The sequence below is a fragment of the Ignavibacteriales bacterium genome (assembly GCA_016214905.1).
Classification (GTDB): Bacteria; Bacteroidota; Ignavibacteria; order UBA10030; family SZUA-254; genus PNNN01.
Map to the genome: position 1 here is coordinate 1,247,715 of JACRMQ010000007.1, position 24,671 is coordinate 1,272,385.

19 protein-coding genes are annotated in these 24,671 nt (G+C 41.5%); 17 read left to right on the forward strand and 2 right to left on the reverse strand.

What is annotated here, in order from left to right; translation table 11 throughout:
• Positions 1 to 162 precede the first annotated feature (162 nt).
• The gene (gene uvrA / locus HZB59_12370; GenBank protein MBI5022223.1) at positions 163 to 2,964 is read left to right on the forward strand and encodes an excinuclease ABC subunit UvrA; all 2,802 of its coding nucleotides are present in this window, start codon (positions 163 to 165) and stop codon (positions 2,962 to 2,964) included.
• A gap of 132 nt (positions 2,965 to 3,096) precedes the next feature.
• On the opposite strand, the gene HZB59_12375 is transcribed toward uvrA, so the two are convergent.
• The gene (locus tag HZB59_12375; GenBank protein ID MBI5022224.1) at positions 3,097 to 3,720 is read right to left on the reverse strand and encodes a hypothetical protein; all 624 of its coding nucleotides are present in this window, start codon (positions 3,718 to 3,720) and stop codon (positions 3,097 to 3,099) included.
• 28 nt (positions 3,721 to 3,748) lie between these two features.
• A complete protein-coding gene (locus tag HZB59_12380; GenBank protein MBI5022225.1) occupies positions 3,749 to 4,918 on the reverse strand; it encodes a class I SAM-dependent rRNA methyltransferase in 1,170 nt (389 codons plus the stop codon).
• Between the two features lie 173 nt (positions 4,919 to 5,091).
• On the opposite strand from HZB59_12380, the gene HZB59_12385 reads away from it, so the two are divergent.
• The 16 genes from HZB59_12385 to HZB59_12460 all read left to right on the forward strand — a co-directional run bounded on the left by HZB59_12385 (position 5,092) and on the right by HZB59_12460 (position 24,608).
• A complete protein-coding gene (locus HZB59_12385; GenBank protein ID MBI5022226.1) occupies positions 5,092 to 7,608 on the forward strand; it encodes a TonB-dependent receptor in 2,517 nt (838 codons plus the stop codon).
• Positions 7,609 to 7,632: 24 nt separating this feature from the next.
• Positions 7,633 to 8,574 (forward strand): 4Fe-4S binding protein, encoded by a 942-nt coding sequence (locus HZB59_12390; GenBank protein ID MBI5022227.1) that lies wholly within the window; start codon positions 7,633 to 7,635, stop codon positions 8,572 to 8,574.
• 56 nt (positions 8,575 to 8,630) lie between these two features.
• Positions 8,631 to 10,025, forward strand: a complete 1,395-nt coding sequence (locus tag HZB59_12395; GenBank protein MBI5022228.1) for a SpoIIE family protein phosphatase — start codon at positions 8,631 to 8,633, stop codon at positions 10,023 to 10,025.
• A gap of 63 nt (positions 10,026 to 10,088) precedes the next feature.
• Positions 10,089 to 11,036: a 4Fe-4S binding protein gene (locus tag HZB59_12400; GenBank protein MBI5022229.1), complete on the forward strand. Its 948-nt coding sequence runs from the start codon at positions 10,089 to 10,091 to the stop codon at positions 11,034 to 11,036.
• On the forward strand, positions 11,033 to 12,553 hold the full coding sequence (locus HZB59_12405; GenBank protein ID MBI5022230.1) for a glycosyltransferase family 39 protein: 1,521 nt from the start codon (positions 11,033 to 11,035) through the stop codon (positions 12,551 to 12,553). The genes HZB59_12400 and HZB59_12405 overlap by 4 nt, the downstream gene beginning before the upstream one ends.
• Positions 12,554 to 12,943: 390 nt before the next feature.
• Positions 12,944 to 13,438 (forward strand): hypothetical protein, encoded by a 495-nt coding sequence (locus tag HZB59_12410; protein ID MBI5022231.1) that lies wholly within the window; start codon positions 12,944 to 12,946, stop codon positions 13,436 to 13,438.
• 105 nt (positions 13,439 to 13,543) lie between these two features.
• Entirely contained in the window at positions 13,544 to 13,714 is a 171-nt protein-coding gene (locus tag HZB59_12415; GenBank protein ID MBI5022232.1) for a hypothetical protein, read from the forward strand.
• Between the two features lie 258 nt (positions 13,715 to 13,972).
• On the forward strand, positions 13,973 to 14,563 hold the full coding sequence (locus tag HZB59_12420) for a hypothetical protein (GenBank protein ID MBI5022233.1): 591 nt from the start codon (positions 13,973 to 13,975) through the stop codon (positions 14,561 to 14,563).
• Between the two features lie 175 nt (positions 14,564 to 14,738).
• Positions 14,739 to 16,271: a lysine--tRNA ligase gene (gene lysS, locus HZB59_12425; protein MBI5022234.1), complete on the forward strand. Its 1,533-nt coding sequence runs from the start codon at positions 14,739 to 14,741 to the stop codon at positions 16,269 to 16,271.
• Positions 16,272 to 16,273: 2 nt separating this feature from the next.
• A complete protein-coding gene (locus HZB59_12430; protein MBI5022235.1) occupies positions 16,274 to 18,796 on the forward strand; it encodes a TonB-dependent receptor in 2,523 nt (840 codons plus the stop codon).
• Positions 18,786 to 19,421 (forward strand): hypothetical protein, encoded by a 636-nt coding sequence (locus HZB59_12435; GenBank protein ID MBI5022236.1) that lies wholly within the window; start codon positions 18,786 to 18,788, stop codon positions 19,419 to 19,421. Before HZB59_12430 ends, HZB59_12435 begins: the two co-directional genes overlap by 11 nt.
• Positions 19,422 to 19,463: 42 nt before the next feature.
• Positions 19,464 to 20,327, forward strand: coding sequence for a DUF2279 domain-containing protein (locus HZB59_12440; GenBank protein MBI5022237.1), 864 nt, complete (start codon positions 19,464 to 19,466; stop codon positions 20,325 to 20,327).
• A gap of 12 nt (positions 20,328 to 20,339) precedes the next feature.
• Positions 20,340 to 21,077: a glycosyltransferase gene (locus HZB59_12445; GenBank protein ID MBI5022238.1), complete on the forward strand. Its 738-nt coding sequence runs from the start codon at positions 20,340 to 20,342 to the stop codon at positions 21,075 to 21,077.
• Positions 21,078 to 21,159: 82 nt separating this feature from the next.
• On the forward strand, positions 21,160 to 22,767 hold the full coding sequence (locus HZB59_12450) for a S41 family peptidase (GenBank protein MBI5022239.1): 1,608 nt from the start codon (positions 21,160 to 21,162) through the stop codon (positions 22,765 to 22,767).
• A 23-nt stretch (positions 22,768 to 22,790) separates the two neighbouring features.
• Positions 22,791 to 23,630, forward strand: a complete 840-nt coding sequence (locus HZB59_12455; protein ID MBI5022240.1) for a DUF3108 domain-containing protein — start codon at positions 22,791 to 22,793, stop codon at positions 23,628 to 23,630.
• A gap of 81 nt (positions 23,631 to 23,711) precedes the next feature.
• Entirely contained in the window at positions 23,712 to 24,608 is an 897-nt protein-coding gene (locus tag HZB59_12460; GenBank protein ID MBI5022241.1) for an MBL fold metallo-hydrolase, read from the forward strand.
• The last annotated feature ends 63 nt before the right edge of the window (positions 24,609 to 24,671 follow it).

A 24,671-nucleotide genomic window follows, 5' to 3' on the forward strand; every position in this document is an offset into this window, starting at 1 on the left:
AGCGATGAATAAAAATAATATAATTATTCATCTAATTACGTAATTTTTCAAAGCGTGAAGTTTGATAAATACTTGCTTTTAACAGCGAAAAGGTTAAATTTTGATATCCGGTAAAACTGATTTCATCAAATTAAAGTAATATAAATCCGATAGGGTAATTTATTGGAGAGATCCAAATCGAAAAGAAAAAATGGCATCCTAATACGCGGTGCCAGGGTCCATAATCTCAAAAATATTTCGCTCGAGATTCCGAGGAATAAATTTGTGGTAATCACAGGTGTAAGCGGTTCAGGGAAATCGAGCCTCGCCTTCGATACTATTTATGCGGAGGGACAGCGCAGGTTTGTTGAATCGCTATCATCTTATGCCCGACAATTTTTGGAAAGGATGGACAAACCTGATGTCGATTTCATCCAGGGTATCAGTCCTGCAATCGCAATCGAACAAAAAACATCTACCCGTAATCCACGTTCGACCGTTGGCACTACCACCGAAATTTATGATTACCTTCGTTTACTATTCGCCCGAATCGGGAAAACGGTATGTCCGAAATGCGGAAAATTTGTGCAGAAAGATTCAGTAAGTAGCATTTTGGAAAAACTTAAATCGATTAGCGTCGGGCAGGAAGATATTAAATTATATATTTTATTTCCAATTCATCACCATAAAGATGCTACCCCTAAACGAGAGTTCGATAATCTTAAACGACAAGGATTTTTCAGGTTCCTTTATAAAAATGAAATTATTGATTTGAATGAAAAACCGATTCCTCCAAGAGCAAAACTTAACGAAGTGTTGACCCTGGTGGATCGGTTGATTTATCGTCGGGATAAAATTGATAATCGAATTGCCGATTCGATAGAAACGGCATTCACGCACGGCTCCGGATACGCTGTGATAAAATTAGTCTCAAGCGGTGAAGAGTTTCGCTTCAACCAGCATTTCGAGTGTTCATCGTGCGGTATTCGGTTCGAAGAGCCGGATCCGCGACTTTTCTCTTTCAATAATCCATTCGGTGCCTGTACTAAGTGCGAGGGTTTCGGCCGCGCTGTTGGTGTTGATATGGACCTCGTTGTTCCGAATAAAGATTTATCCATTCGCGATGGCGCAATTCAAATTTGGAATACACCTAAATGGCATTCGTGGCTGGGTGCGCTTCTCAGGATTGCTTACGACGAAAAAATTCGCGTGAATATTCCGTATCGCGATTTGACCGACAGGGAAATAAGCATAATTGAAAATGGCACCGGCTATTATAAGGGAATCCGAGATTTTTTCAAGATGGTTGAACGGAAAAGTTATAAAATTTATTATCGGGTTTTACTGAGCCGTTACCGTGGATACACCGATTGCGATCTGTGCGGCGGGTCGAGGTTGAGGCCCGAAGCGCTCAACATCAAAATCGACGGTAACACCATTCATGATGTGGTGCGGATGACGATTAATGAATCCCGGGAATTATTCCGGAATCTAAAATTATCCGATTATGATTTTGAAATAGGGAGAAGAATTTTAGATGAACTCAAGAAACGGTTGGGATATCTTGTTAACGTAGGAATCGGTTATCTTACTCTTGATCGGCTTTCTTCCACTTTATCGGGAGGGGAATCGCAGCGGATAAATCTATCGACCGCTCTCGGTTCATCTCTGATCGGCTCGCTCTATGTTTTGGATGAACCAAGTATCGGATTGCATCCTCGCGATAATGAGAAACTCATAAGTATTTTGAAATCGTTACGCGATGTTGGTAATACGGTGATCGTTGTTGAACATGATGCCGACATGATGAAATCTGCCGATGAAATTGTTGACATGGGTCCGCGGGCGGGTGAATTCGGCGGTGAAATTGTTTTTCAGGGCGATTATAAAAAATTGTTGAAGAATAAAAATTCACTTACAGGCAAATATTTATCCGGGGAGTTAGAAATTCCTGTTCCGTCAAAACGACGCAAACCGAAGCAAAAGAAAATCATAATTAAAGACGCATCCGAACATAATCTCAATGGTATCGATGTTGAAATTCCATTAAATCTATTCGTTGCTGTAACAGGTGTGAGCGGTTCCGGCAAAAGTACACTCATTCACGAGATACTTTATGCCGGACTGAAAAGAATCAAGGGAGATTTTTCGGAAAAAGTTGGACATCACAAAACAATCATTGGTGCGGAAGCGGTTGAGGGCGTGGAATTGGTCGATCAATCTCCAATAGGCAAAACGCCTCGCTCCAATCCTACTACCTACATAAAAGTATTCGATTTAATTCGTGATTTATTCGCATCAACACAATCGGCGAAGGTGCACGGATTCGCTCCCGGACATTTCTCTTTCAACGTTCCCGGGGGCAGATGCGAAACGTGCAAAGGAAGCGGCACACAAACAATCGAGATGCAGTTCCTTGCCGATCTCGAGTTGACTTGCGAGGTATGCAAAGGAAAAAGATTTAAGAAAGAGATCTTGGAGATACGTTTCCACGATAAGAATATCGATGATGTTTTGAATATGACAGTGACAGAAGCAATCCACTTTTTCGGATCGCACGCGGTTGGAAAACGTGTGGCAAAACGACTTCAGGTGTTAGATGATGTTGGACTTGGCTACATTCGGCTTGGGCAATCGGCAACAACTCTTTCGGGTGGTGAAGCGCAGCGAATCAAGCTCGCATCGCATCTCGGCAATCAAGATGAACAAAAACATACACTTTTTATTTTCGACGAACCTACAACCGGACTTCATTTAGATGACATAGCAAAGCTGCTTAAATGTTTCGACGCTCTGATTGAAAATGGTAACTCGGTTCTTATCATCGAGCATAACATGGATGTAATCAAATGTGCCGATTGGATTATCGATCTCGGTCCCGATGCGGGTGATGAAGGAGGAAGAATTGTCGCGGTTGGAACACCTGAAGAAATTGCGGAATGTAAGAGATCGTATACGGGAGAGTTTTTGAAGAAATATATTTAATAGTTATGAGTTATGAGTTATGAGTTGTGAGTTGTGAGTTGTGAGTTATTAGTTAGATAGTTTTAATAACGAACATCGAATATCCATTATCCAACATCTAACATCCAACATCTCATATCCCACATCTGCTTCTCACCACGCGCTTCCAAAACTGAGCGATATATAAACTCCGCCGAATTCTTTCATCTGCTTATTCCACATACTCTGTAAACCGGAACGGTAGGGGATAATGTAATAACGAATGTTCAATCCCAACAATGTAGAGCGCTCAGAGCCGAAGTACGCGCCGAATCCGATATATCCGCCGGCGGTATATTTAGGACTGCCGCTGCTGAGGTCTGTGAAAAAATCGTGTTGGTAGGGAAACATATAAATCATAGTTGGTCCAACCGCTCCGTTGATGTACGGACGGAAATTATCCACGATATCATCTTCGAACAAACGGTACTGGGCACCGATGAATAAAGGCAGTACGAGAAACCGGTTTGTTTTGCCCTGTGTAAATGTTTGACCCGTGTAGTAATCTACATAATCCACTTCGTTCTCGTCGCTCGCTTCGGAGATTGAAAAATCTATGAAAGCCGAGAGGTTGTTCGAGTATTCATGCCGATAAAATGTTCCGAAGCCGAGTCCGCCTGTGGAGACAAGTATATCGATCCCCATCGCGTGTTTTCGCAATGTTGTGTCTTGGGCGTTAAGCGGTATTGTTATCAGTATTGCGGCGCTTAGGAAAAATATTTTCAAATTCTTAATCATATCGATAGCTATTCAATAATAATAACAATTATTCCACAAAAAATATTCCGAACTTGAGGTACTTTGTTTCGGGCATAGCGATAAGAACCGGATGATCAGGCGCGGCGCCATGCCACTCCAATAATGAAATACGTCGTCCAAGTTCACGCGCGCTATCATTTATTATCTCTAAAAAAGTTTCTTCGGTGATGTTGTACGAACACGAAGCAGTTGCCAGTATACCACCGGGTTTTAATATTTTCATCGCGTTGGTGTGGATTTCTTTGTAACCGCGTCTTGCTTTCCTTACGGTCTTTTTACTCTTGGCGAAAGATGGAGGATCGAGATTAATAACATCGAATTGCTTTTTATCTTTTACAGCTTGATCTAAATATACAAAGGCATCGCCGGTTTGAAAGCGGACAATCTTATCGAGGTTGTTCAATGCCGCATTATTTTTTGCCCGCTGAATAACCGATTCCGAAATATCGATACCAAGCACACTCTTAGCTCCAGCGTATCCTGCATGCAGCGTGAATCCGCCCTCGTTGCAGAAACAATCGAGCACGTCTGCTTCTTTAACATAACGGCGGAAGGCAGTGCGGTTTTCACGCTGGTCAAGAAAGAATCCGGTCTTTTGCCCTTCCAATAAATCTAGTGTGTATTTAACCTTGTACTCAGAAATTGTAACAGGTTCAACAGCACCGCGGAGAATTCCTTTCCTTTGTTCCAAACCTTCAATAAGGCGGATAGGAGCTTCGTTCCGCTCAACGATCCCTTTCGGTTTGAATAAAGAATCGAGAACGTCGCAGATGAGAGTCATCCGTTTATCCATCCCGACAGAAAAAGTTTGGATTGAAAAATAATTGTTGAACCGGTCTATTATTAAACCGGGGAGTGAATCTCCTTCACCATGAATCAGACGGTAGGCGTCTGCCTCTTTGTAAATTTTTTGTCGAAGAGAAAACGCCGCTTCTATCCGCTTTTTAAAAAACTGGAAGTCGATATCTTCTTTTTGATGAGAAAGAAGTCTGACGGCTATAAGTGAGTTCGGATTGAATATCCCGATTCCTAAAAATTTATTTTGATGGTTAAGTAATTCAACTATATCGCCTGACTGCGGTTCGCCTTTAATCTCGGCAATTTCGTTGCTGAACGCCCAGAGGTGACCGTTTGTAATGCGGTGGTCTTCGTTTTTCTTGAGTATAATTGTTTTCATGATAAGGTAAGATAAGAAGGGAGAGGGTTATTTCCAATTGGATGGCAAAATAAACGGTAGCGAAAATTGATATTTATCATTGCAACAATTATATTCTCAAATCGTAATGAGAGTGGTTATCAAAAATGATTAGTTCTAAACGTTCTTGTAGCATAATACATAAGGATTTTCGTATGAAAAGTTACAACATTTTTCTTACCATTCTATTTACGATCGCGTCTTTTGCTCAACAACATAAAGGGAACATCACGGGAAAAGTTGTCGATTCAAAAACAATGGAACCCGTTCCATCCGTTCATATAGTAGTTATTGAAAAATCAAATATTGGAACAGCATCCGATCTTGAGGGCATATTTAAAATCAACGATATCGATGTCGGGACTTATAGTCTTCGAATTTCAGCGGTCGGATACTCAACTCAAGTTATAACGAATATTGTTACAACCACGGGACGGGCGACACCGATATTGATAAAGCTCGACGAAACAGTTGTTGAGTTGGGAGAAGTTACAACCAACGCATCTTACTTCAGCCGCGCACAGCAAATGAGTCCGGTAAGTTCAAACCTCATCGATCGTTCCGACGTGCTTCGTTCGCCCGGCGGTATTCAAGATGTTCAACGTGTTGCACAAAATCTGCCCGGAGTAGCAAGTTCAACCGATAACATCAACGAACTAATTGTCCGCGGTGGCGCGCCTTACGAAAATCTCACAATCATGGACAACATGGAAATCCCTTCCATCAATCATTACTCAAATCAATTCAACTCTGCCGGACCGATTAACATGGTGAACGCTGACATGATAGAAGATGTAAAATTTTCTTCGGGCGGATTCCCCGCGCAGTACGGTGATAAATCATCGTCGGTAATGGATCTCACAGTTCGTGAGGGAAACCGAAGTAAAGCTTTCGCCTCAAAGACGTCGATGAATATGGCGGGTGTCGGAACACTCGTCGAAGGTGGCTTTGCCGATGGAAAGGGTTCATATATTTTATCCGCACGCAACAGTCTTCTGGAAATTATCGACAAGGTCGTTGGTATATCTAAAATCTCACTAACTTCAATTCCAAAATATTGGGATTTGCAATCCAAATTCACTTACGATCTTTCTCAGTCACATAAACTTATGCTCAATGTTCTTTACGGTGACAGTCGTATCAACATAGAAGGTGATCCTGAAGCGAAGGATGAACTCCGCAAGAACACTATTGATTCCTCAAGTGTTGAGGTCGTTTACCCTGCAATAAAACAACATGGCGTTGGCTTGAGTCTTCGAAGTTTGTTGGGTAAAGATGGATATTCTATCGCAACGATTTACTCTTCTGGAACATCAGTTGATGAAGATGTGCGAGAAGACTTCGCAGTGCGCACACGGGACTCACAAGGAGAAACTCAATCTCATCAGATTCTGAATACGATACCAACCTTTTCAAACCACGCGGTGGAATCGTTTCTTGGAACGAAGTACGAATTATTTTATCAGATTCATCCACTTCATGCGCTTTCTCTCGGCGCGCAATTTCAAACCATAAGCAAGTGGAAGAACGATGTTTGGTTTGCAGCAGATACATCTCAATTCGATCTTAATAGAGACGGTACGTTTGAACCCAATCTAATTATTGTGCCGGAAGGATTGTACCGCACAAACTATAAATTTGGAGCAGCAAGCAGATATTATACATATATAAGCGATAGGTTTTCAATCTCGTCTCAACTCGCGTTAACATTCGGTCTTCGATACGATCACTTCACTTACTCAGGAAGAGGAAACCTTTCCCCGAGGGGAAGTATTTCATATCAAATTGTTCCATCGGCAAGCACTATCACGTTTGCAGCGGGTGAATATTACCAAACCCAGCCGTTCCCATATTACGGCGATAGGCGACAGTTAAATTACAACAAAAATCTTGAGAACATGAAATCAACTCACTACGTTTTAGGGTACGAACATATTTTCGATCACGGTTTGAAGGCGAGTATCGAGACATATTTCAAATCGTACAAGAAAGCAGGAGTATCGGAGGATTTTATCTACTCGGCAATAGATACCTTCTGGTCAGATAAAATGCTTGCCATTGGTGAGCGGTATGCATATGGTCTTGAGTTCTTTCTGGAACAAAAACAAGTTGAGGAATATTTCGGAACACTGAGCATCTCACTCTCCAAAACAAAAATGAAAGACCCAAGAATACCTAAAATTGTTGATTGGTATTCTTCGGAATATGATTACCCGGTAGTCATCACCGCGCTTGCCGGAAAAGTTGTGAAGGGAGTACGCGATTGGTGTAACAATGCACCATTCTTCATTAAATATCCATCATACATTCTTCCATTGTCAAACGAAATGGAAATAAGTTTCAAGTACCGATTTCAGTCCGGCAGACCTTACACACCGCTGGAATACATTACATGGAAACAGGATAGAGAAGGTGGAGTTAAGTGGTCAAGGGGTTCATGGATATCAACGCCTAATGAAAATTCTGCACGCTACCCAAACTACAGCCGGCTCGATCTTCAATGGCTGAGTAGATTTTATATGACAGGATGGAACATCAATGTTTACGTTGCACTCATGAATGTTACCAATACAAAAAATGTTTTCTACGAAAATCATAGAAGCGATGGGACCGTAGAAACAGTGTATCAATTCTCATTCTTTCCAGTATTGGGTGTAGAAGCGGAATTTTAAATTTAGATGAAGGAGTTACTCAAAATGGAATCCGAAAGTAAACTTAACTTCCGCCGTCTCGCAACTCCGATCACTATTTTTGTTGCGTTCTGGACTCTTGGCACCGTCCTGCAAATAATAGGAGGCGGCTGGTTTTACTTTATCAACTTTGGATATATCGGAACTTCGGTCGGTGTGGGCATGGGACTTTACATGATACTTCCTCCGAAGAAAAAAGAGCGAGGACGAAAGTTGGCACAGCTCCTTGTAGGTATCTATATGCTTGGCTTCCTTGGATTAATTTTAAAAGAGAATATGCAAATTGAAGGTTTCTTTTTCTACCTTCTCACGGGGTTTATAGCAGGTGCCGTTCTTCATTACCTTGTAGCTAAAATTATTGGACCTCTATTATTTCATCGAGTATGGTGTTCATGGGCTTGCTGGACTGCAATGGTATTGGATTTCCTGCCATATACAAGAAATAAGGAAGGAAGACTACCGGAGAAATGGGGCTATTTAAGATATGTGCATTTGCTTCTAAGTTTTGGTGTTGTTACTCTACTCTGGTATGGACTACACTACGGAGTGATCTTACAAAGTGTGTCAGAAGTCTATTGGCTGGTCATTGGGAACGTGCTCTATTATGGAATTGCGATAACAATGGCATATCATTTAAAAGATAATCGGGCTTTCTGCAAGTATGTTTGTCCGATTCCTGTTCTTCAGAAACTTCCGAGCCGTTTTTCTCTGATGAAGATTGCCGGCAACTACGATCTTTGTAACGACTGCGATGCTTGTGTCAAGATGTGCCCTATGGACATTCGCATCCCCGAATATCTTAAAAGCGGGAAACGAGTACTCTCGACCGAATGCACATATTGTCTCATTTGCATAAATGTCTGCGCTAAAAAAGCGTTACGCACCTCTTTTGGTTTTGATGTCGGCGGACTTGAGATTCTTAACACCCGAAAAAGTTTAACACAATAACTATTTCCTGTTTCAGCAAACAAACGGCATCGAGTGAATTTTTAAAGTAATCTAAAATGCAAAACATTTTCACACAGCCATATTTATGGAGCACAGTACTGGGAGTGATAGTCTCTGGCGTGGGATTAGCCATTCTTGTGCTTTCACTCCTCAGATGGAAACGGAAAGACCTTGCCATGATAACGTTCGGGGCAACGTCTTTGCTCTATGGTCTACGGCTGCTTGTTGAAACAAAATTAGATCAATACATCAATACTGCGCCACCGCAGGTGCTTCTGTATTTTATTGCGTTCGGTGCTTACGTTCTTCCTGTTCCGCTTTCGGTTTTTTTGTTGCAACTCTTTGGTAAAGGTTGGAAAAATTCGATGTTGTGGGTTTTTCGGGCTGCAACCGCTTTCGCTTTAATAGGTATCCTCTCGGATATAATTCAAGCAATGCCCTTCTCACTAGAGCGGATTAATAATGTTCTTATCATCGTGTGGGCATTTGTGGTATTCAAAAATTCCCTCTGGAAAGGGATGAAAAAGACAAGGGAATTACAGGTAGTGTTGATTGGATTCGTCATGTTCGGTCTATTCGCAGTGAATGCGAATCTCGTTGAGTTGAATCTTCTTCCCTGGAATTGGAGTGAAGAAGCAATTGGCTATTTATTCTTCCTTATCTCTCTTGGGTATGCTGTTGTTCACCGGTTCTTCAACAACGAGAAACAACTTATCGCCGTTCAGCAAGAGATGGAAACTGCACGGCAGATACAATTCTCCATTCTCCCCAACCGGATACCGGCCATCGAGGGTTTAAACATTACAGCTCGGTACATTCCGATGACAGCAGTTGCAGGTGATTTTTATGATATTGTTCTCCTTAGCAAAAGACAGGTTTGTATTCTGGTGGCGGATGTCTCAGGACATGGTGTGGGAGCCGCGCTCATTGCTTCCATGATTAAGGTTGCCTTTGCATCACAAACTCAAAACATGGCCGATCCTGCACGGGTTCTAAGTACCATGAATCGTATCCTTTGTGATAAATTAGAAAGTAATTTTGTCACATCAGGATGTCTATTCATTAATCTTGATAAGGGAACGATGAACTACGCCGGCGCCGGACACCCTCCAATGATACTCCATCGAAGAACAAATCACAAAATTTATGAATTTGCCAGTAATGGAATACTCTTGGGTCCATTTTCGGATGCTAAATATGAAGTCACAACAATGCCGATAGAATCAGGAGATCGGTTAATTTTGTACACCGACGGCATCATTGAAACAACAAATGCATCCGGCAGTTATTTTGGAGATGGACCTTTCAAAGATTTCATCGAAACACATGCTCACCTTTCGGCAGAGAATTTTGCCGACACGCTTCTTCAACATATTAATCAGTGGTCTGGTAAATCCACAGGAGAATCACTCGACGACGACTTGACACTCATTGTTATTGATAAATCATGATCAAGCAAATCCATCATAAGGAAACAGCATTATATATCAATCAAATTACCGCTAAGGGAAAATATGCAAGCGGATAAATTCAAAAACTACATCGTCGCGCCAATTACGGTAATCGCCTTCTTCTCGGTTGTGAGTATTATCAGTTGGCTGGCTGGTGATAATTTCATGAGCATCATAAATTATATCTATATCGGATTATTTGCATCACTCGGAATGCTGCTTTACGCCAAACTTCCCCTGAAGAAAAAACTCAGAGGTCGGAAAATTTCGATGTTTGCGATTGGCGGTCTGCTGTTTCTTGCGATGGGAGTTATGGGACGAATCGATGGACAGATAGAGGGGCTTTTCTTTTACAGCCTGGCTGGAATTAGTGCCGGAACGGTAATGCACTACCTGATTGCAAAAATTATCGGTCCGATTTTTATAAACAGAGGATGGTGCGGCTGGGGATGCTGGTCGATGATGATTTTTGATTTGTTCCCCTATAAAAGAAGCGACGGTCGTCTGCCCGCTAAGGTTGGATGGATAAGATATTTACACTTCGCGATGAGTTTAAGTATGGTGCTTTTGTTGTGGTATGGATTTCAATACAGCATCAGCCGTGAAAATTGGGATATCGCAGGAATGTATTGGTTCTTAGGTGGAAATGCTTTTTATTATGCGCTCGGGATCAGCTTGATTTTATGGCTGAAGGATAATCGTGCTTTCTGCAAATATATTTGTCCGGTTACAGTGATATTAAAAGCATCGAGTTCTTTTTCAATCCTTCGCATCACAGGGAACAAAGAGTTGTGCAAAGAGTGCGATGCTTGCGTTAAAACATGTCCGATGAATATCCGCATTTCAGATTATGTACAATCCGGAACCAGAGTACTTTCGAGCGAGTGCACAATGTGCTTATCGTGCATATCCACATGCTCATCGGGATCGCTGAGAGCATCTCTTGGTTTTGATGTTGCAGTAATAAGTAAACTGCAATCAAGAACATTATTACAAAAGGAGAATATATGAATCAGGGCAAAAATAATTCTACATTATGGTTTCTTTCTATCTTAACCGTTTTAATTCACTTGATTGCAAGCGGGATAGGATACGGCGTTTTCCGCGACGAGCTATATTACTTAGCTTGTGCGAATCATTTGGACATCGGTTACGTCGACCATCCGCCTTTATCGATCTGGATACTCGCGGCGTGGAAATTCTTTTTCGGCGATTCACTATTTTCAATCAGATTTCTTCCAGCCGTTTGCAGTGGAATAACAACATTCATCGTTGGAATACTTGCTAAAAATTTTGGGGGTCAGAAGTATGCGATTGTGTTGGCAGGTCTTGCATCGATGTTCGCACCGATACTTCTTGCATTCTTCAGTATATTCAGTATGAATGCTTTCGATATTTTGTTGTGGGCACTTGTATTTCTTATTCTCGAAAAATTTTCTCAAAATTATAAATCGGGTTATTGGTACCTGTTAGGATTAATTATCGGATTAGGTGCGTTGAACAAAATAAGCATGCTCTGGCTTGGCGCGGGAATTTTCGTTGGTGTATTATTAACTTCTAATCGGACAGCATTGCGTACTTTAACTCCTTGGATGGCGGGTGGAATTGCTGCGTTACTATTTCTGCCGTTTGTAATCTGGAACCTCACTCACGACTTTGCTCATCTTGAGTTTATGCGGAATGCATCCACTGAGAAGTATGCATCCCAAAATCCGCTCACATTTTTATCAGGATTATGGTTGCTCGTGAATCCTTTGGCAGTGCCTGCCTGTCTGGCCGGGTTCTGGTTACTTCTCGCGCGGAAAGAGTTCAGAATTATCGGGTTCGCGGTTCTGACTGTCCTCGCCATCTTGCTCATCAACGTACATTCCAAACCTGAATATTTTGCTGTAGCCCTTACGGTTCTCTTTCCGGCAGGAGCCGTGCAGCTTGAACAGTGGCTGAAAGGAAAATATCTTAACTGGGTACGACTACCTTATGTCGTTTGCTTAACGGCATCGGGTATATTTGTTATGCCGCTTACATTAGATATTCTTCCGGTTGAAACGTTTGTGAAATATCAATCTGCACTCGGAATGACACCCTCCTCAAATGAAGGACTACAACTAACCAGCTTGCCGCAGTTCTATGCCGACCGATTTGGCTGGGAAAATATGGCGAAGGTTACCGCGCAGGTGTATAAGTCACTTCCTGATTCTGATAAACAAAGATGCCTAATCTACGGTCGCAACTACGGTGAAGCCGGAGCAATCGATTATTTCGGAAGGGAGTTCGGACTTCCTCCTGCAATCAGTCAACACAACAGCTATTGGTATTGGAGTTTGGAACATTTGAAACAAGATGTTACAATAATTGTTATCGGCAGAGCCAAAGATAGGATGTTACAGGATTTCGAGGATGTTAAGGAAGTCGCAATCATTCAGTCGGAATATTCGATGCCGTATGAAAATAATCTTCCGGTTTTGATTTGCAGAAAACTTAGGAGACCGATTTTGGAAGTTTGGTATGGAAGAAGAATTTTTATTTGAAGATCTGATCATAACCGAACTGCGACGAAATATAAATCGATGGACAATCTCGCGATTGCCAATAATCGCGCTTACATTATGTTGAGCTATGGTTATACTTGACATTTTCATTAATCTTTTATAATTTACTCCTCACGATTAGGATGGGTAGAAAGACGGGAACTTACGCATAAGGATTTGATACTGATATGATGATGGCGTGCGTGAGTATGCTGATGAGCTTTTCGATAAAAGATTTAAAAAATATTTAAGACAAAAAGATTTATAAAAAAATGGTTTTAGAAGGTAGGGAAAAACTCCAATGTTCGTCCGAGTCTTCGACTCGTCCGCCCACTTCGTTTTTCCCGCGCAACGTTATACGCCAGTACGCAATCATTATGAGGTCAGGAGATGATAAGCAAGCCAATTTTTGATTATTACTTTTTTGGAACAGCACTTCGCTACCTTCAGGATGCGCAAGTCGGCTGGCCAATACACAATAGCGAAGCAGGGATGTATGTCCTAGGGAATATTAAGCGCTTCCTTGACAACCTTGCTCATCTCGATCTCCAAGTTACCCAACGAGCGGCAATTGCACTCGATTCCTTAGCCAAACAATTAGAGCAGTCGCCGAAGGATTCACTCCTAACTGCAGAGCAAGCATTGAAGCTGACCACAGAGATGGACCAACTTCGAAGGACATTGGAAGCTGAGTTGAAGGGTTTCGTTGCCTATGTGGTAACACCCAAGAGGTACGAAGTTTCCAAACTGTTAAAAGATGTCAGCTCTCTCTTCACGCCTGGGACACTAAACAAACTCCCACCATTGGCTCAGCAAGACCTTGGGGAAGCGGGAAAATGTATAGCCTTTGAACGTGCGACTGCCTCTGCGTTTAATCTCTTGTGAGCAACCGAATGCGTCCTTCGTGAATATTATTGCTTTAAAGTGAGAAGAAACCGAACCCAGCTTTTGTGGGGGCCGATGGTAGACGGACTAAGAAGGCGGAGAGACATGAAGTCCCAATCATCTTTGCTCAGTAATCTTGACGATATCCGCATAACCTTTCGCAATCCAACACAGCACCCTGAGAAGGTTTATGACATCGATGAGGTGCAAGATTTGTTGGGACGATGTATAGATGTAGTAAGTCGGATCGCAAGGGAATTACCTGAAAGATCATGAATCAAGATCTTTTACCAAATACCAGTTGCGTACCGGCGCATAACAGCCGTAAAAATGGCGCACGAAAATTAATTCGATGAAGCTCAATAGTTTTGTTCACTGAAATGAGATTCGTATGTTTAAAAAACTATTGCGTTGTTTGCTGAGACGTTCCGCAGCCAATCACTCGTCCAGCTCTTCGAGCGGGATTGCTCAGGTTTAGTCAATGAAAGTTATATGGAAATCATAAATTAAATCACAGCATAAGGAACTCAAATCATGTGGGAAACACTTGCTATCGAAGTTGGAAAGAAAGCAGTCGAAAAATTTTTTGAGGGATTCAAAAAGAAAGATGATCCCAATATCGTCTCCATCGGTTTGGCAGTTGGGTATTATTACAATTTTCTGGATCCTATTTCTAATGAGATCAAAAGAGATGAGCTTAAGATTTATTCCTCTCCTGAGGAAGGCACATTTCAAAAGTTTGTTTCGGAGGAAGTACGGGTTCAAATCATTATTCCAACACGGTTAGAAGTTGAAGCTTATCAGCGCTGTGAAGATGAGTTCAAGTCGGCGGTGAAAGGTTTCATCTACTTGAGCGAGAATAAGCGCTATTATGGTATAAATTATTCAATAGCACAACTTGCCTCGAAGAAGGAATTGACGATTATTGATCTTGCCCGTCCCATCATGTCGTCAAAAAGGTATTATGAAGATATTGTCAAATTGGATACATACAAGAAAACCGATGAGAAGTGGCTCAAGATTCAAGTTACCGAGATTACTGCATTTAAAGAGACCCTCCGAAGACTTCAACAACGTGGTTATGGCGGCTTGGTAAACAAACTTGATTTTAGAGAACGTGAATAAACTATCCAGCCGATTAGATTACTTTATTGTATAATATTATTTGAAAGATAAGTCAAAGCTATCTACATCTTAGAGATAGTGTTTAAGTGATAATCCACTTTGCTAAATTCTTGTTTTTTCCCCTCTTTTTTAGTATCATTTATACACTTATATCCATCCACCCGAAAGAAAATTAATGGACGATCAGAAGCAGAATCAACCGATACAGGAACATCTTGATGAACTGAACGAGTTAATGCGCAGGCGGCGCGAAGAACTTGAGGAGCTTCATAAACTTGGGATTAATCCTTACCCTTACAATTTCAATGTAACCGATTTCTCAACAAACATCATAAAAAGTTTTTCAGAGACCGAACCGCAGCGTGATGTTGCTATTGCCGGAAGAATCATGTCGATCCGCCGGATGGGCAAAGCATCTTTTTGTCATCTTCAGGACGCGCAAGGAAGAATTCAATGCTACCTAAGGAAAGATGATGTTGGCGAAGCGTACGAAACCTTTAAACTGCTCGACATCGGTGACATAATCGGCGTGGAAGGGTATGTTTTTAAAACCAAGATGGGAGAGATCTCGTTACACGCGCGTAAGTTCGAAATTTTATCGAAGTCGTTGCGCCCTCTTCCGATAGTTAAAGAGAAAACGGATGAAGCAGGGAACAAAACCATTTTCGATCCGTTCTCTGATAAAGAGTTGAGATACCGCCAGCGCTACGTTGATCTTGCTGTTAATTCGCAGGTGAGAGATGTATTTGTTAAGCGTGCGCTTATTCTACGTTCGATCAGAAAATTTTTAGATGATCGCGGATATCTTGAAGTTGAAACTCCGATACTCCAGCCGATGTACGGCGGGGCTTTTGCCCGTCCCTTCACAACCCACCATAACGCGCTCGACATCGATCTCTATCTCCGCATTGCCGATGAATTATATTTGAAGCGATTGATTGTCGGGGGATACGATGGAGTTTATGAATTCGCTAAAGATTTCCGGAACGAGGGGATGGATCGTTCGCATAATCCTGAATTCACGATGATGGAGTTGTATGTTGCTTACAAAGATTATATCTGGATGATGAATCTTGTTGAAGAAATGGTAAGCTCGGTTGCTTTAACGGTGAACGGTACGATGAAATGGAAAGTTGGAGAGAATGAAATCGATTTTACTCCTCCATGGAAACGGATATCGATGTATGATGTAATTAAAGAATTCACCGGAAAAGATTTACGCCACAAAACCGAAGAAGAGGTTCGCGCGACAGCAAAAGAGTTGCACGTTGAGATTGAGCCGGGGATGGGAAGAGGTTCGGTAATCGATGAGATATTCAGTGATAAAGTAGAAGCGAAATTGATTCAGCCGACATTTATTACAGATTATCCAGTTGAAATGTCGCCGCTTGCCAAGAAACACCGGAGTGAAGCGGGTTTGGTGGAACGATTTGAAGTGATGGTAAACGGACACGAACTTTGCAACGCGTTCAGCGAACTGAACGATCCTATAGATCAGCGCCAGCGGTTTGAAGAGCAGATGAAATTACGCGCGCGCGGTGACGAGGAAGCACAAGTTCTCGATGAAGATTATTTGCGTGCGCTTGAATATGGTATGCCGCCGACTGCAGGGCTCGGAATCGGGATTGACAGGTTGACGATGCTCTTTACGAATCAGGATTCGATCCGAGATGTTTTGTTTTTCCCGCAGATGAAGCCGGAACGCTGATAATGAAACGTCTAATCTCGATTTATTTTTTTCTGTTACTCTCAGTTCTATTGGCTAATGCGGGAACCGATGGAATTTTAGAAGGAAGAATATTCAACAAAGAAACAAAAGAGCCGCTGATCGGTGTTTCAATCGCTATTGTTGGAACAAATCAGGGAACGGCATCCGACCTCGATGGAAATTTCCATATAAATAATTTAGAAGCCGGGTCTTATGATATCAGATTTTCGAATGTCGGTTATCAACCTGCGTTATACAAAGCGGTGGTTGTGCGGCTCGGATTAAAAACTCGCTTAACAGTGGAGTTGATACCATCCGCGGTTGAATTAATGGAAGTTGAAGTTACAGCCGATCGCCCTCTGATTGAAAAGGATGTTACCAGCACAAATTATTCTGTCGGATCATCCCAAGTAGATAAACTCCCGGTTAGAAATATTCAGGACATTATAACATTATTCCCGAGCGTAACAGCAGAGGGTAATGTTCGCGGCGGGAAAACGACCGAGGTTGTTTACCTTGTGGATGGATTGCCGCTTCAAGATGTTATAGGCGGCGGAGTAGGTGGTACTCTTCCCAAGAGTTCAATAACCGAACTATCTATCCAATCCGGTGGTTTCGAGGCGGAGTATGGCAACGCTCTTTCAGGTGTTGTAAATATAATCACGCGCCGCGGAAGCAACAAACATTCACTCGTTCTCAGAGTGGAGAAGGATAATTGGTTATCGGGAAATTGGAACACAGAAAATAACCGCTCCACCGAAAGCGAACTTACGCTTGCAGGTCCGTTGGTTCGTGATAAGCTTCATTATTTCAGCGCGAATACGTTTCAATTCAACGATACACGATGGTGGCAGGATTTTGATAATTTTTTTAAATCCCCTGTATTCTCCGACGTAGGTGGAATAGGGAAGATTGATTACAGTCTTTCATCCCGCATCCGTATAACCGCTCAATCTGTTTATTCAATACGAAAGTGGAGAGATTACGAGTACAGTTGGAGATTTAATCTCGCTGGTTTGCCAGAAAGGCACAGAACTTCAGTCCGTTCTACTGCAACAATTTCACACACTCTTTCTCAAAAACTTCATTACAATCTGTCTGTAAGCAATTATGATTTGAGGTCGAAGATAGGTGGAGATAAAAATTCTCTTAATCTGACTCCGTACGAATATGATTTCTTTCTTCAGTATGTCACAAGCGGCAGCCGCTCATGGTGGTCCGAAACCAGACAGGTAATAAACACCCTTAAAACAGATTTTGTTTATCAGCCGAATCAAAATAACATAATGAAAGCCGGATTCGAACTGAACCTGTATGATATTTTTTCAGATGTGGTAAAGTACGAACCGCAGAAAACTTATTTCGGAAAAGTAATGCCCGATCAGCCGCTGTTAAATTTCAGTTCAGCATATCATTATTATCCCCGCACAGGTTCGGTGTACATTCAGGAGAAATTAGAAGTAGAGAAAGACGGCGCTGTTGTGAATTTAGGATTTAGGTGGGATTTTCTCGATCCGCGCAGTGAGCGTCCGGTAATCGAGTACACACCGCTGGATACATTGAACGGAACATACCAATCGCAAGTCAGCAAATTCGCTAAAGCATCACTCAAGCAGCAATTAAGTCCGAGAATGGGATTATCATTTCCTTTGATGTGGGATATGCTTCTAGTAATGAACTACGGTCATTATTTCCAGTTTCCGTTGTTCGATTATCTTTACTCGGGGATTAATCCGCAACAACTACGAAGCGGTGTAAACGTGTTAGTGGGGAATCCGGATTTGAAACCTGAGCGTACTCATGCGTGGGAAATTGGTGTTAAGTATGGATTGGATGAAAAGACATTATTGAGCGTAACATATTTCAAAAAAGAATTTATCGATCAGATAGATTCGAAAACATTTTTACCGTCAAAAGCGCGGGCTGCAGGTGATTACGGTTTCGCTGAATATATAAACAATGCTTTCGCGAATGCGGAAGGGTTGGAGTTCGTGATTTCGCGTCATCGCGATGATGTATTATCTGGATCGATTTCATATTCGTTGATGAGGACAGAGGGCGTGAGCGATTATGTCAATCAAGGTATGAACCTTGCCCAGTGGGGATTTCCGGTTTTGAATGAACCATATCCGCTCAGTTGGGATCAACTGCATACACTGAAATTAGCCGTTGACGCAAAACTTCCGTTCGATATTGTTTTCAACGCCATTTGGTCTTACAACACGGGTAGACCATATACATATTTCCCAACGCGCGATGGTTATACCGCCGAAGATAGTACGCGGGTGTTTATTCCCAACAATGCCAGATTATCCAGCGCGAGTACTTTGAATATAAAATTTTCGAAAACTTTAGTGCTTAGTAAAAATATCTCTATTCAAATTTATGGTGACGCGCGTAATTTATTTAATGCCAAGAATCCTAAATGGGCAGACGCCAACGGACGTGTCGGCGGTCAGCTCAACGATCCTTCGGCTTATTACGACCCGCGACGATTTTCGATAGGATTAAGATATGAAATGTAAAATATGCTTCGTAGAATATTTTGGATTTGTTTTAATGGCATTGCTATCTATTTCAACTTTCAGTTGTAAAGAATCATTGCCAACTCATGTATCTCCCGATAAAGTGATCGCGATTAAAGTGGCAACAATTGAACAATTGAACGATCATATTGCACCGCCAAACAGACCATTGGTTAGGATTGTTATTCAAGGGGAGAATATTTACGATGAGATATTCTGGGACAGTGTCGAAGTGAAAGGATCGGTCCGAATTTGGTGGAAAAGAAAACCTGTTCGTTTTCGCACTCTGTACCTGACGGAAAAAAATATGACCGATCGCACTCAGATACATAATCATAAGATGATGTTACTGCCGGGGCAGAGGTTTGCGCTTGAAACTTATTGGGATGCACGCAGTGATGCAGGGGTGTTTCTACCGAGCGAAATGGATTTTACTTTTTTAAATAAGCGCCGTTGTGATCATAATGTTGCGTGCGGTTCACCCGAAGATTTTGTTGTGGAAGTATCACTCCAAATTTACAATCGTCTCGGTTATTTAGTGACACCTGTGAAAGAGTTCATATTCCGTCCGCGTGTGTGTGTATGTTATGCTTTCCCGCCGTGCAATATGGGGGGAGAGTGTTGATCCGGGAATATTAAAATTATATTTGACATCAATAGCCATTTCGTGGAATATAAATATTTTTGGATATCGTCTCCTCTCGCATTATTCTTCTGCTTATTATTTTGTCCATACAGAATTATCTCACAGGAAACGGCTCTGCCATCCGATACAACCGGCATAAATTACAATCGATTTACTCTCGTTACATGCGGTACTGCCGGAATTATTACCGGCGCTCATTTACAAAGTTATAATTCTTGGTGGAAAAATGAACGATCCAGTTTCCATATTCACGACGAAGGTGCTTACGCTTTAGGAGCAGATAAATTCGGACATTTTTATTTCACCAATTTCACAAGCGACATCCTTGGTCGTTCTTATGCTTGGGCGGGAGTGGATAATTCATTTTTGCTTGGCGCTTGTATCGCTTTCGCGTTCGAGTTGTATGTGGAAATCGAAGATGGGTATACAAAAAAACTTGGTTTCAGTCCCGGAGATTTTGGAGCCGATGCAGTTGGTGCCGCTTATCCATATCTAAGAAATAAATATTCCTGGATGAATAACTTCGATTTTAAAGTAAGCGTTTATCCATCTGCCAATTACAGGAATGACATGTACCGAACCATCATCGATGATTATGAGAGTATTTATTACTGGCTCAGCTTGGATAGGAACTTATTTCCAGATATACTCAAAAAGGTAATTCCGGAATTTATAACATTAGCAATCGGGTATGGTGTGAAAAATATTGTTAATTCCGGCACCGGTAAATCTGAAATATTTATAAGCTTCGATTATGATTTCGATAAAATGCCAGGAGACGGTTCTTTTATTCGCTCGGTCAAGCATATATTGAACTATATTCATTTCCCCGCTCCGGCTATCAGATTAACACCGAGCGTAATATTTTATGGATTAAAATTCTAGAAGGAACATTTTATCTCATCATCACCGTCAATCAGCATCATAATCCCGACACTTGAGGAAGAAAAAATCCTTCCCCGCATGTTAGCCCAATTTACGGATGAAGTCCGGCTTAGTTATAATCTCGAATTAATAATCAGTGACGGCGGTAGCGCAGATCGAACCGTTGAAATCGCGAGGAAGCACAATACGACGGTAGTATCCAGTCCGATTGGAGAGAAGGAAAATATTTCGATCGGAAGAAATCGCGGTGCGCAAAATGCCGGTGGAGATATCCTTATTTTTTTAAATGCGGATGTCGTATTCGAAGAGATAGAAAAGTTTTTTTCGTTGGTCGAAAAAACATTTAAAGATTCCGATCTCGTTGCCGCAACTTGTAATGTGAATATCTATCCCGAAGAACAATTGTTGCGCGATTGGATGTTCCATAATTTTTTTAATGCATATTTTTGGTTTTTAAACTCTATAGGAATGGGAATGGGTAGAGGCGAATGTCATATCATCAGGCGTAAAGTTTTCCTCGAAACCGGCGGTTATGATAAGAAACTGGCGGCTGGAGAAGATTACGATCTTTTCATGCGGTTGAGAAAGTTTGGTAAGGTGAAGTACCTTTTATCGTTAACGGTATTCGAATCTCCCCGACGTTTCCGGAAATATGGATACCTCTGGATATCGATCCTTTGGTTTCTGAATGCATCGTCGGTTTTTTTGTTTAAACGCTCGGTTGTAGATAAATGGAAACCAATTCGTTGATATCTTATTTTATTGAATTTGTTTTTCAAACAGAATTTGGATATACTTTTTAATAGAAATGAACACATTACTGAGAAATATCATGAAGAATCGTTTTTCAATTACAACAGTCGGATTTATTTTTCTTGTTGCATTACTTTTAGGGATGCAAATTGAAAATCTTATTTCCGGAGATAATCTTTTTGAACAATTAAGTAAATTTAAAGATGTCCTGAGCTATGCTGAAAAATATTATGTGGAAGACGTTGATACACCTAAGCTCGTCGAATCGGCTATCAACGGCATGTTATCAAGTTTAGATCCGCATTCTGTTTACATCCCTGCTTCCCAGCTTCAACGGGTAACGGAAGATTTCCAGGGAAGCTTTGAAGGAATCGGAGTGGAGTTTGAAGTCCTTCACGACACTTTAATTGTTGTGACACCCATTCCTGGCGGACCCAGCGAAATGTTGGGGGTTTTACCCGGAGATAAAATTGTTAAAATAAACGATTCCACTTCTGTGGGAATCAAGCGCGAAGATGTACCTAAAAAACTCAGAGGACCCAAAGGCACTCATGTAAAAATCAGCGTATACAGGCAAGGTGAGAAAGAACTGATCGAGTTTGATATAGTTCGTGATAAAATTCCGATTTATAGCGTGGATGTTTCGTATATGCTCGATGATGAAATCGGCTACATCGCTGTGAATAGATTTTCAGCAACAACTTATGCGGAGTTCCGGAATGCATTGGATAAGTTAGATAGCTCCGGCATGAAAAAACTTATACTCGATTTGCGCGGCAACAATGGCGGTTACATGGATCAGGCGATTCGTATGGTCAACGAATTAATTCCCGATAGCGGCAAGCAGATTGTTTATACCAAAGCTCGCAGACCTGAGTTTGTTGAAGAACATATCAGTAATGGTCGCGGCAAGTATGGAAAAATTCCGATTATTGTCCTTGTTAATGTGAACTCAGCTTCGGCGAGCGAAATTGTATCCGGTGCGGTTCAGGATTTGGATCGCGGACTGATAGTGGGCGAAACAACATTTGGTAAAGGACTGGTTCAGCGCCAATTCGATTTGCCGGATAAATCGGCATTTCGTCTGACTATCGCTCGTTATTACACGCCATCCGGCAGGTTAATACAACGCGCTTACGGAAAAGATTCAGACGCGTACAGAAGAGCCGCCTATGAGCGCGAAGAAATAGAAGGTGAGAATGTAGAACATAAAGAAGAAGGAGATTCTACAAAGCCGAAATTTAAAACTACATCGGGAAGAACGGTTTTTGGCGGCGGCGGGATTACACCTGATTATATCATCAAGGCAGAAACAACCTCTACTCTCTTCAGAAAAATTTGGGGTAAAGGGCTCTTCAGAGAATATCCGCTTAGTTATTTAGATAAGCATGGCAAAGAGATTCACTCGGAATATGGAAAAAATCTAAAAAAATTCCTCAACGAATTTAACGTATCATCGACTATGATGGATGAATTCAAAAATCTCGCTATAAAAAAGGAAGTTCCTATCGATCCGGCGCTGTTCGATAAGGATGCCTCGATTTTCAAGATGAGGATTAAAGCGGAAATTGCCCGACAACAATGGGGAAATGAAGGCGCATATTCCGTTTTTGAAAATGAAGATAATCAACTCAAAAAAGCGTTGACACTATTCCCCGAAGCCGCAAAAATTGCACGGCTCCAATAATAATTTTGGTGTTGAGGATTAACGTGAATATTATACTACGCTCGATTTCTTTATTGATTCTTTTTCTGCTGTTAACCGGTGTTTTGAATGCCGGTAATTTAAAACCGACGCGCGATCCATTACCGACCTCGACTGTTCCCGATTCGGTATTTCAAATCGGAGAAGAGTTGGTGTACAATGTAAGTTATGCCTCAATCGATATCGGTCAGGTGCGGGTAAAGCAGATCGAAGAGATAGATAAGGATGGCAATAAATTATTTAAAGCGATCGCTTACATCGATTCATATAAAGGAATCCCGTTTGTCGACCTTCATGCCGTGTTTCAGAGTTTAATTCATTCGAACGGATACTCAACATGGTTCAGCGCTCGCGATAAACAAGACGAGACATGGAAATCATTGATCTATAATTTTGATTATCATAATCATTCAATGTATCTCGAAGAAGGTATCTGGAAGAGTGGTAAAGTTGATAAAAGAGATACTGTAAGAATAGATACGTTATATCAAGATGGACTCTCATTGTTTTTTTGTGCTCGCAGACATCTCTTCGATCAGAAAAAGATTTCAATTCCCGTTGTGGTAAACGAAAAAAAATTCACAACTACCATTGATTTTCTTGGGAAGAGAACTCAAGACGAAATTGATGCGGTGAAATATCCTGTCGATCTGATTTATTTTGAGGGTGAAACCGGATTTGTAGGTATCTTCGGACTGACAGGCGGATTCGAAGGATGGTTCAGCAACGATGCAGCACGGGTCCCGGTTATTGCTAAAATGAAAGCGATTATCGGCAAAATACGTATAGAATTGATGAGCTGGAATCGTTCGGGTTGGGTTCCTCCAAAAGCAATTATCGAATAGTGATTGAGATACTTGACAAAGCGGTTAGAAATTGTTATACTTGCCTTGTATGATTCGCATATCAATATTTAAGGTAAAGCGATGAAAGTTATTTTTTGGGGGACTCGTGGCTCCATTTCAACTCCGGGGAAGCAAACCGTCCGATATGGTGGAAATACTCCTTGTGTTGAGGTTCGGTTACCGAATGATAAATTAATAATTCTTGATGCCGGGACAGGTATTCGTAATTTAGGCGAAAAGTTGATGGAGAAGGGTGAATCGATTAAAGCGTTTGTGTTAATCACCCATCCGCACTGGGATCATATCCAGGGTTTTCCGTTTTTTAAACCGGCATTCATTTCCGGGAATGAATTAACTATTATAGGCGGTACAACAGAACGGGTCTCGTTGCAGAAAATGATTTCTGATCAGATGAATAAAATATATTTCCCCGTCCAGTTGAAAGAACTGAAAGCGGCAATTAATTTTCGTTCTGTCGGCGAAGAAGAGATTTCGGTTTTTGATGCGACCGTAAAATCTATTTACGTCAATCACCCGACATTCGCAATGGGTTACAGAATTACCCACGGCGGTAAATCAATCGTTTATATAAGCGATAACGAACCGTTCGATAGAAACGTTGCGCAAGCCATGAAAAATGTGGAAAAATTCATCGTCGATAAATATGCTCGCACTAAAGGAGAACCGAACCAATGCGTTTTCGATTTCGTTCAGAACGCTGATCTGTTGATTCACGATGCCACATATACTCCTGAAGAATATGTAGACCGGGTTGGTTGGGGGCATTCACATTATCTATTCAGTTTAAAAGTTGCCGCAGAAGGAAAAGTTGAACGTCTAGTTCTTTTCCATCACGATCCTGCGCATAGCGACGATAAAATTGATGAAATTTTACAAAAATGTAAAAAAGAAATCAAAACTCGTAAATATAAATTCGACTGTGTTGCGGCGGCAGAAGGTTTAGAAATCGAAATTTAATGAAAATTTACTTGACATTAATAGTAAGCAGTTCGTATATTCCACAGTTAATTCCCTTATTCA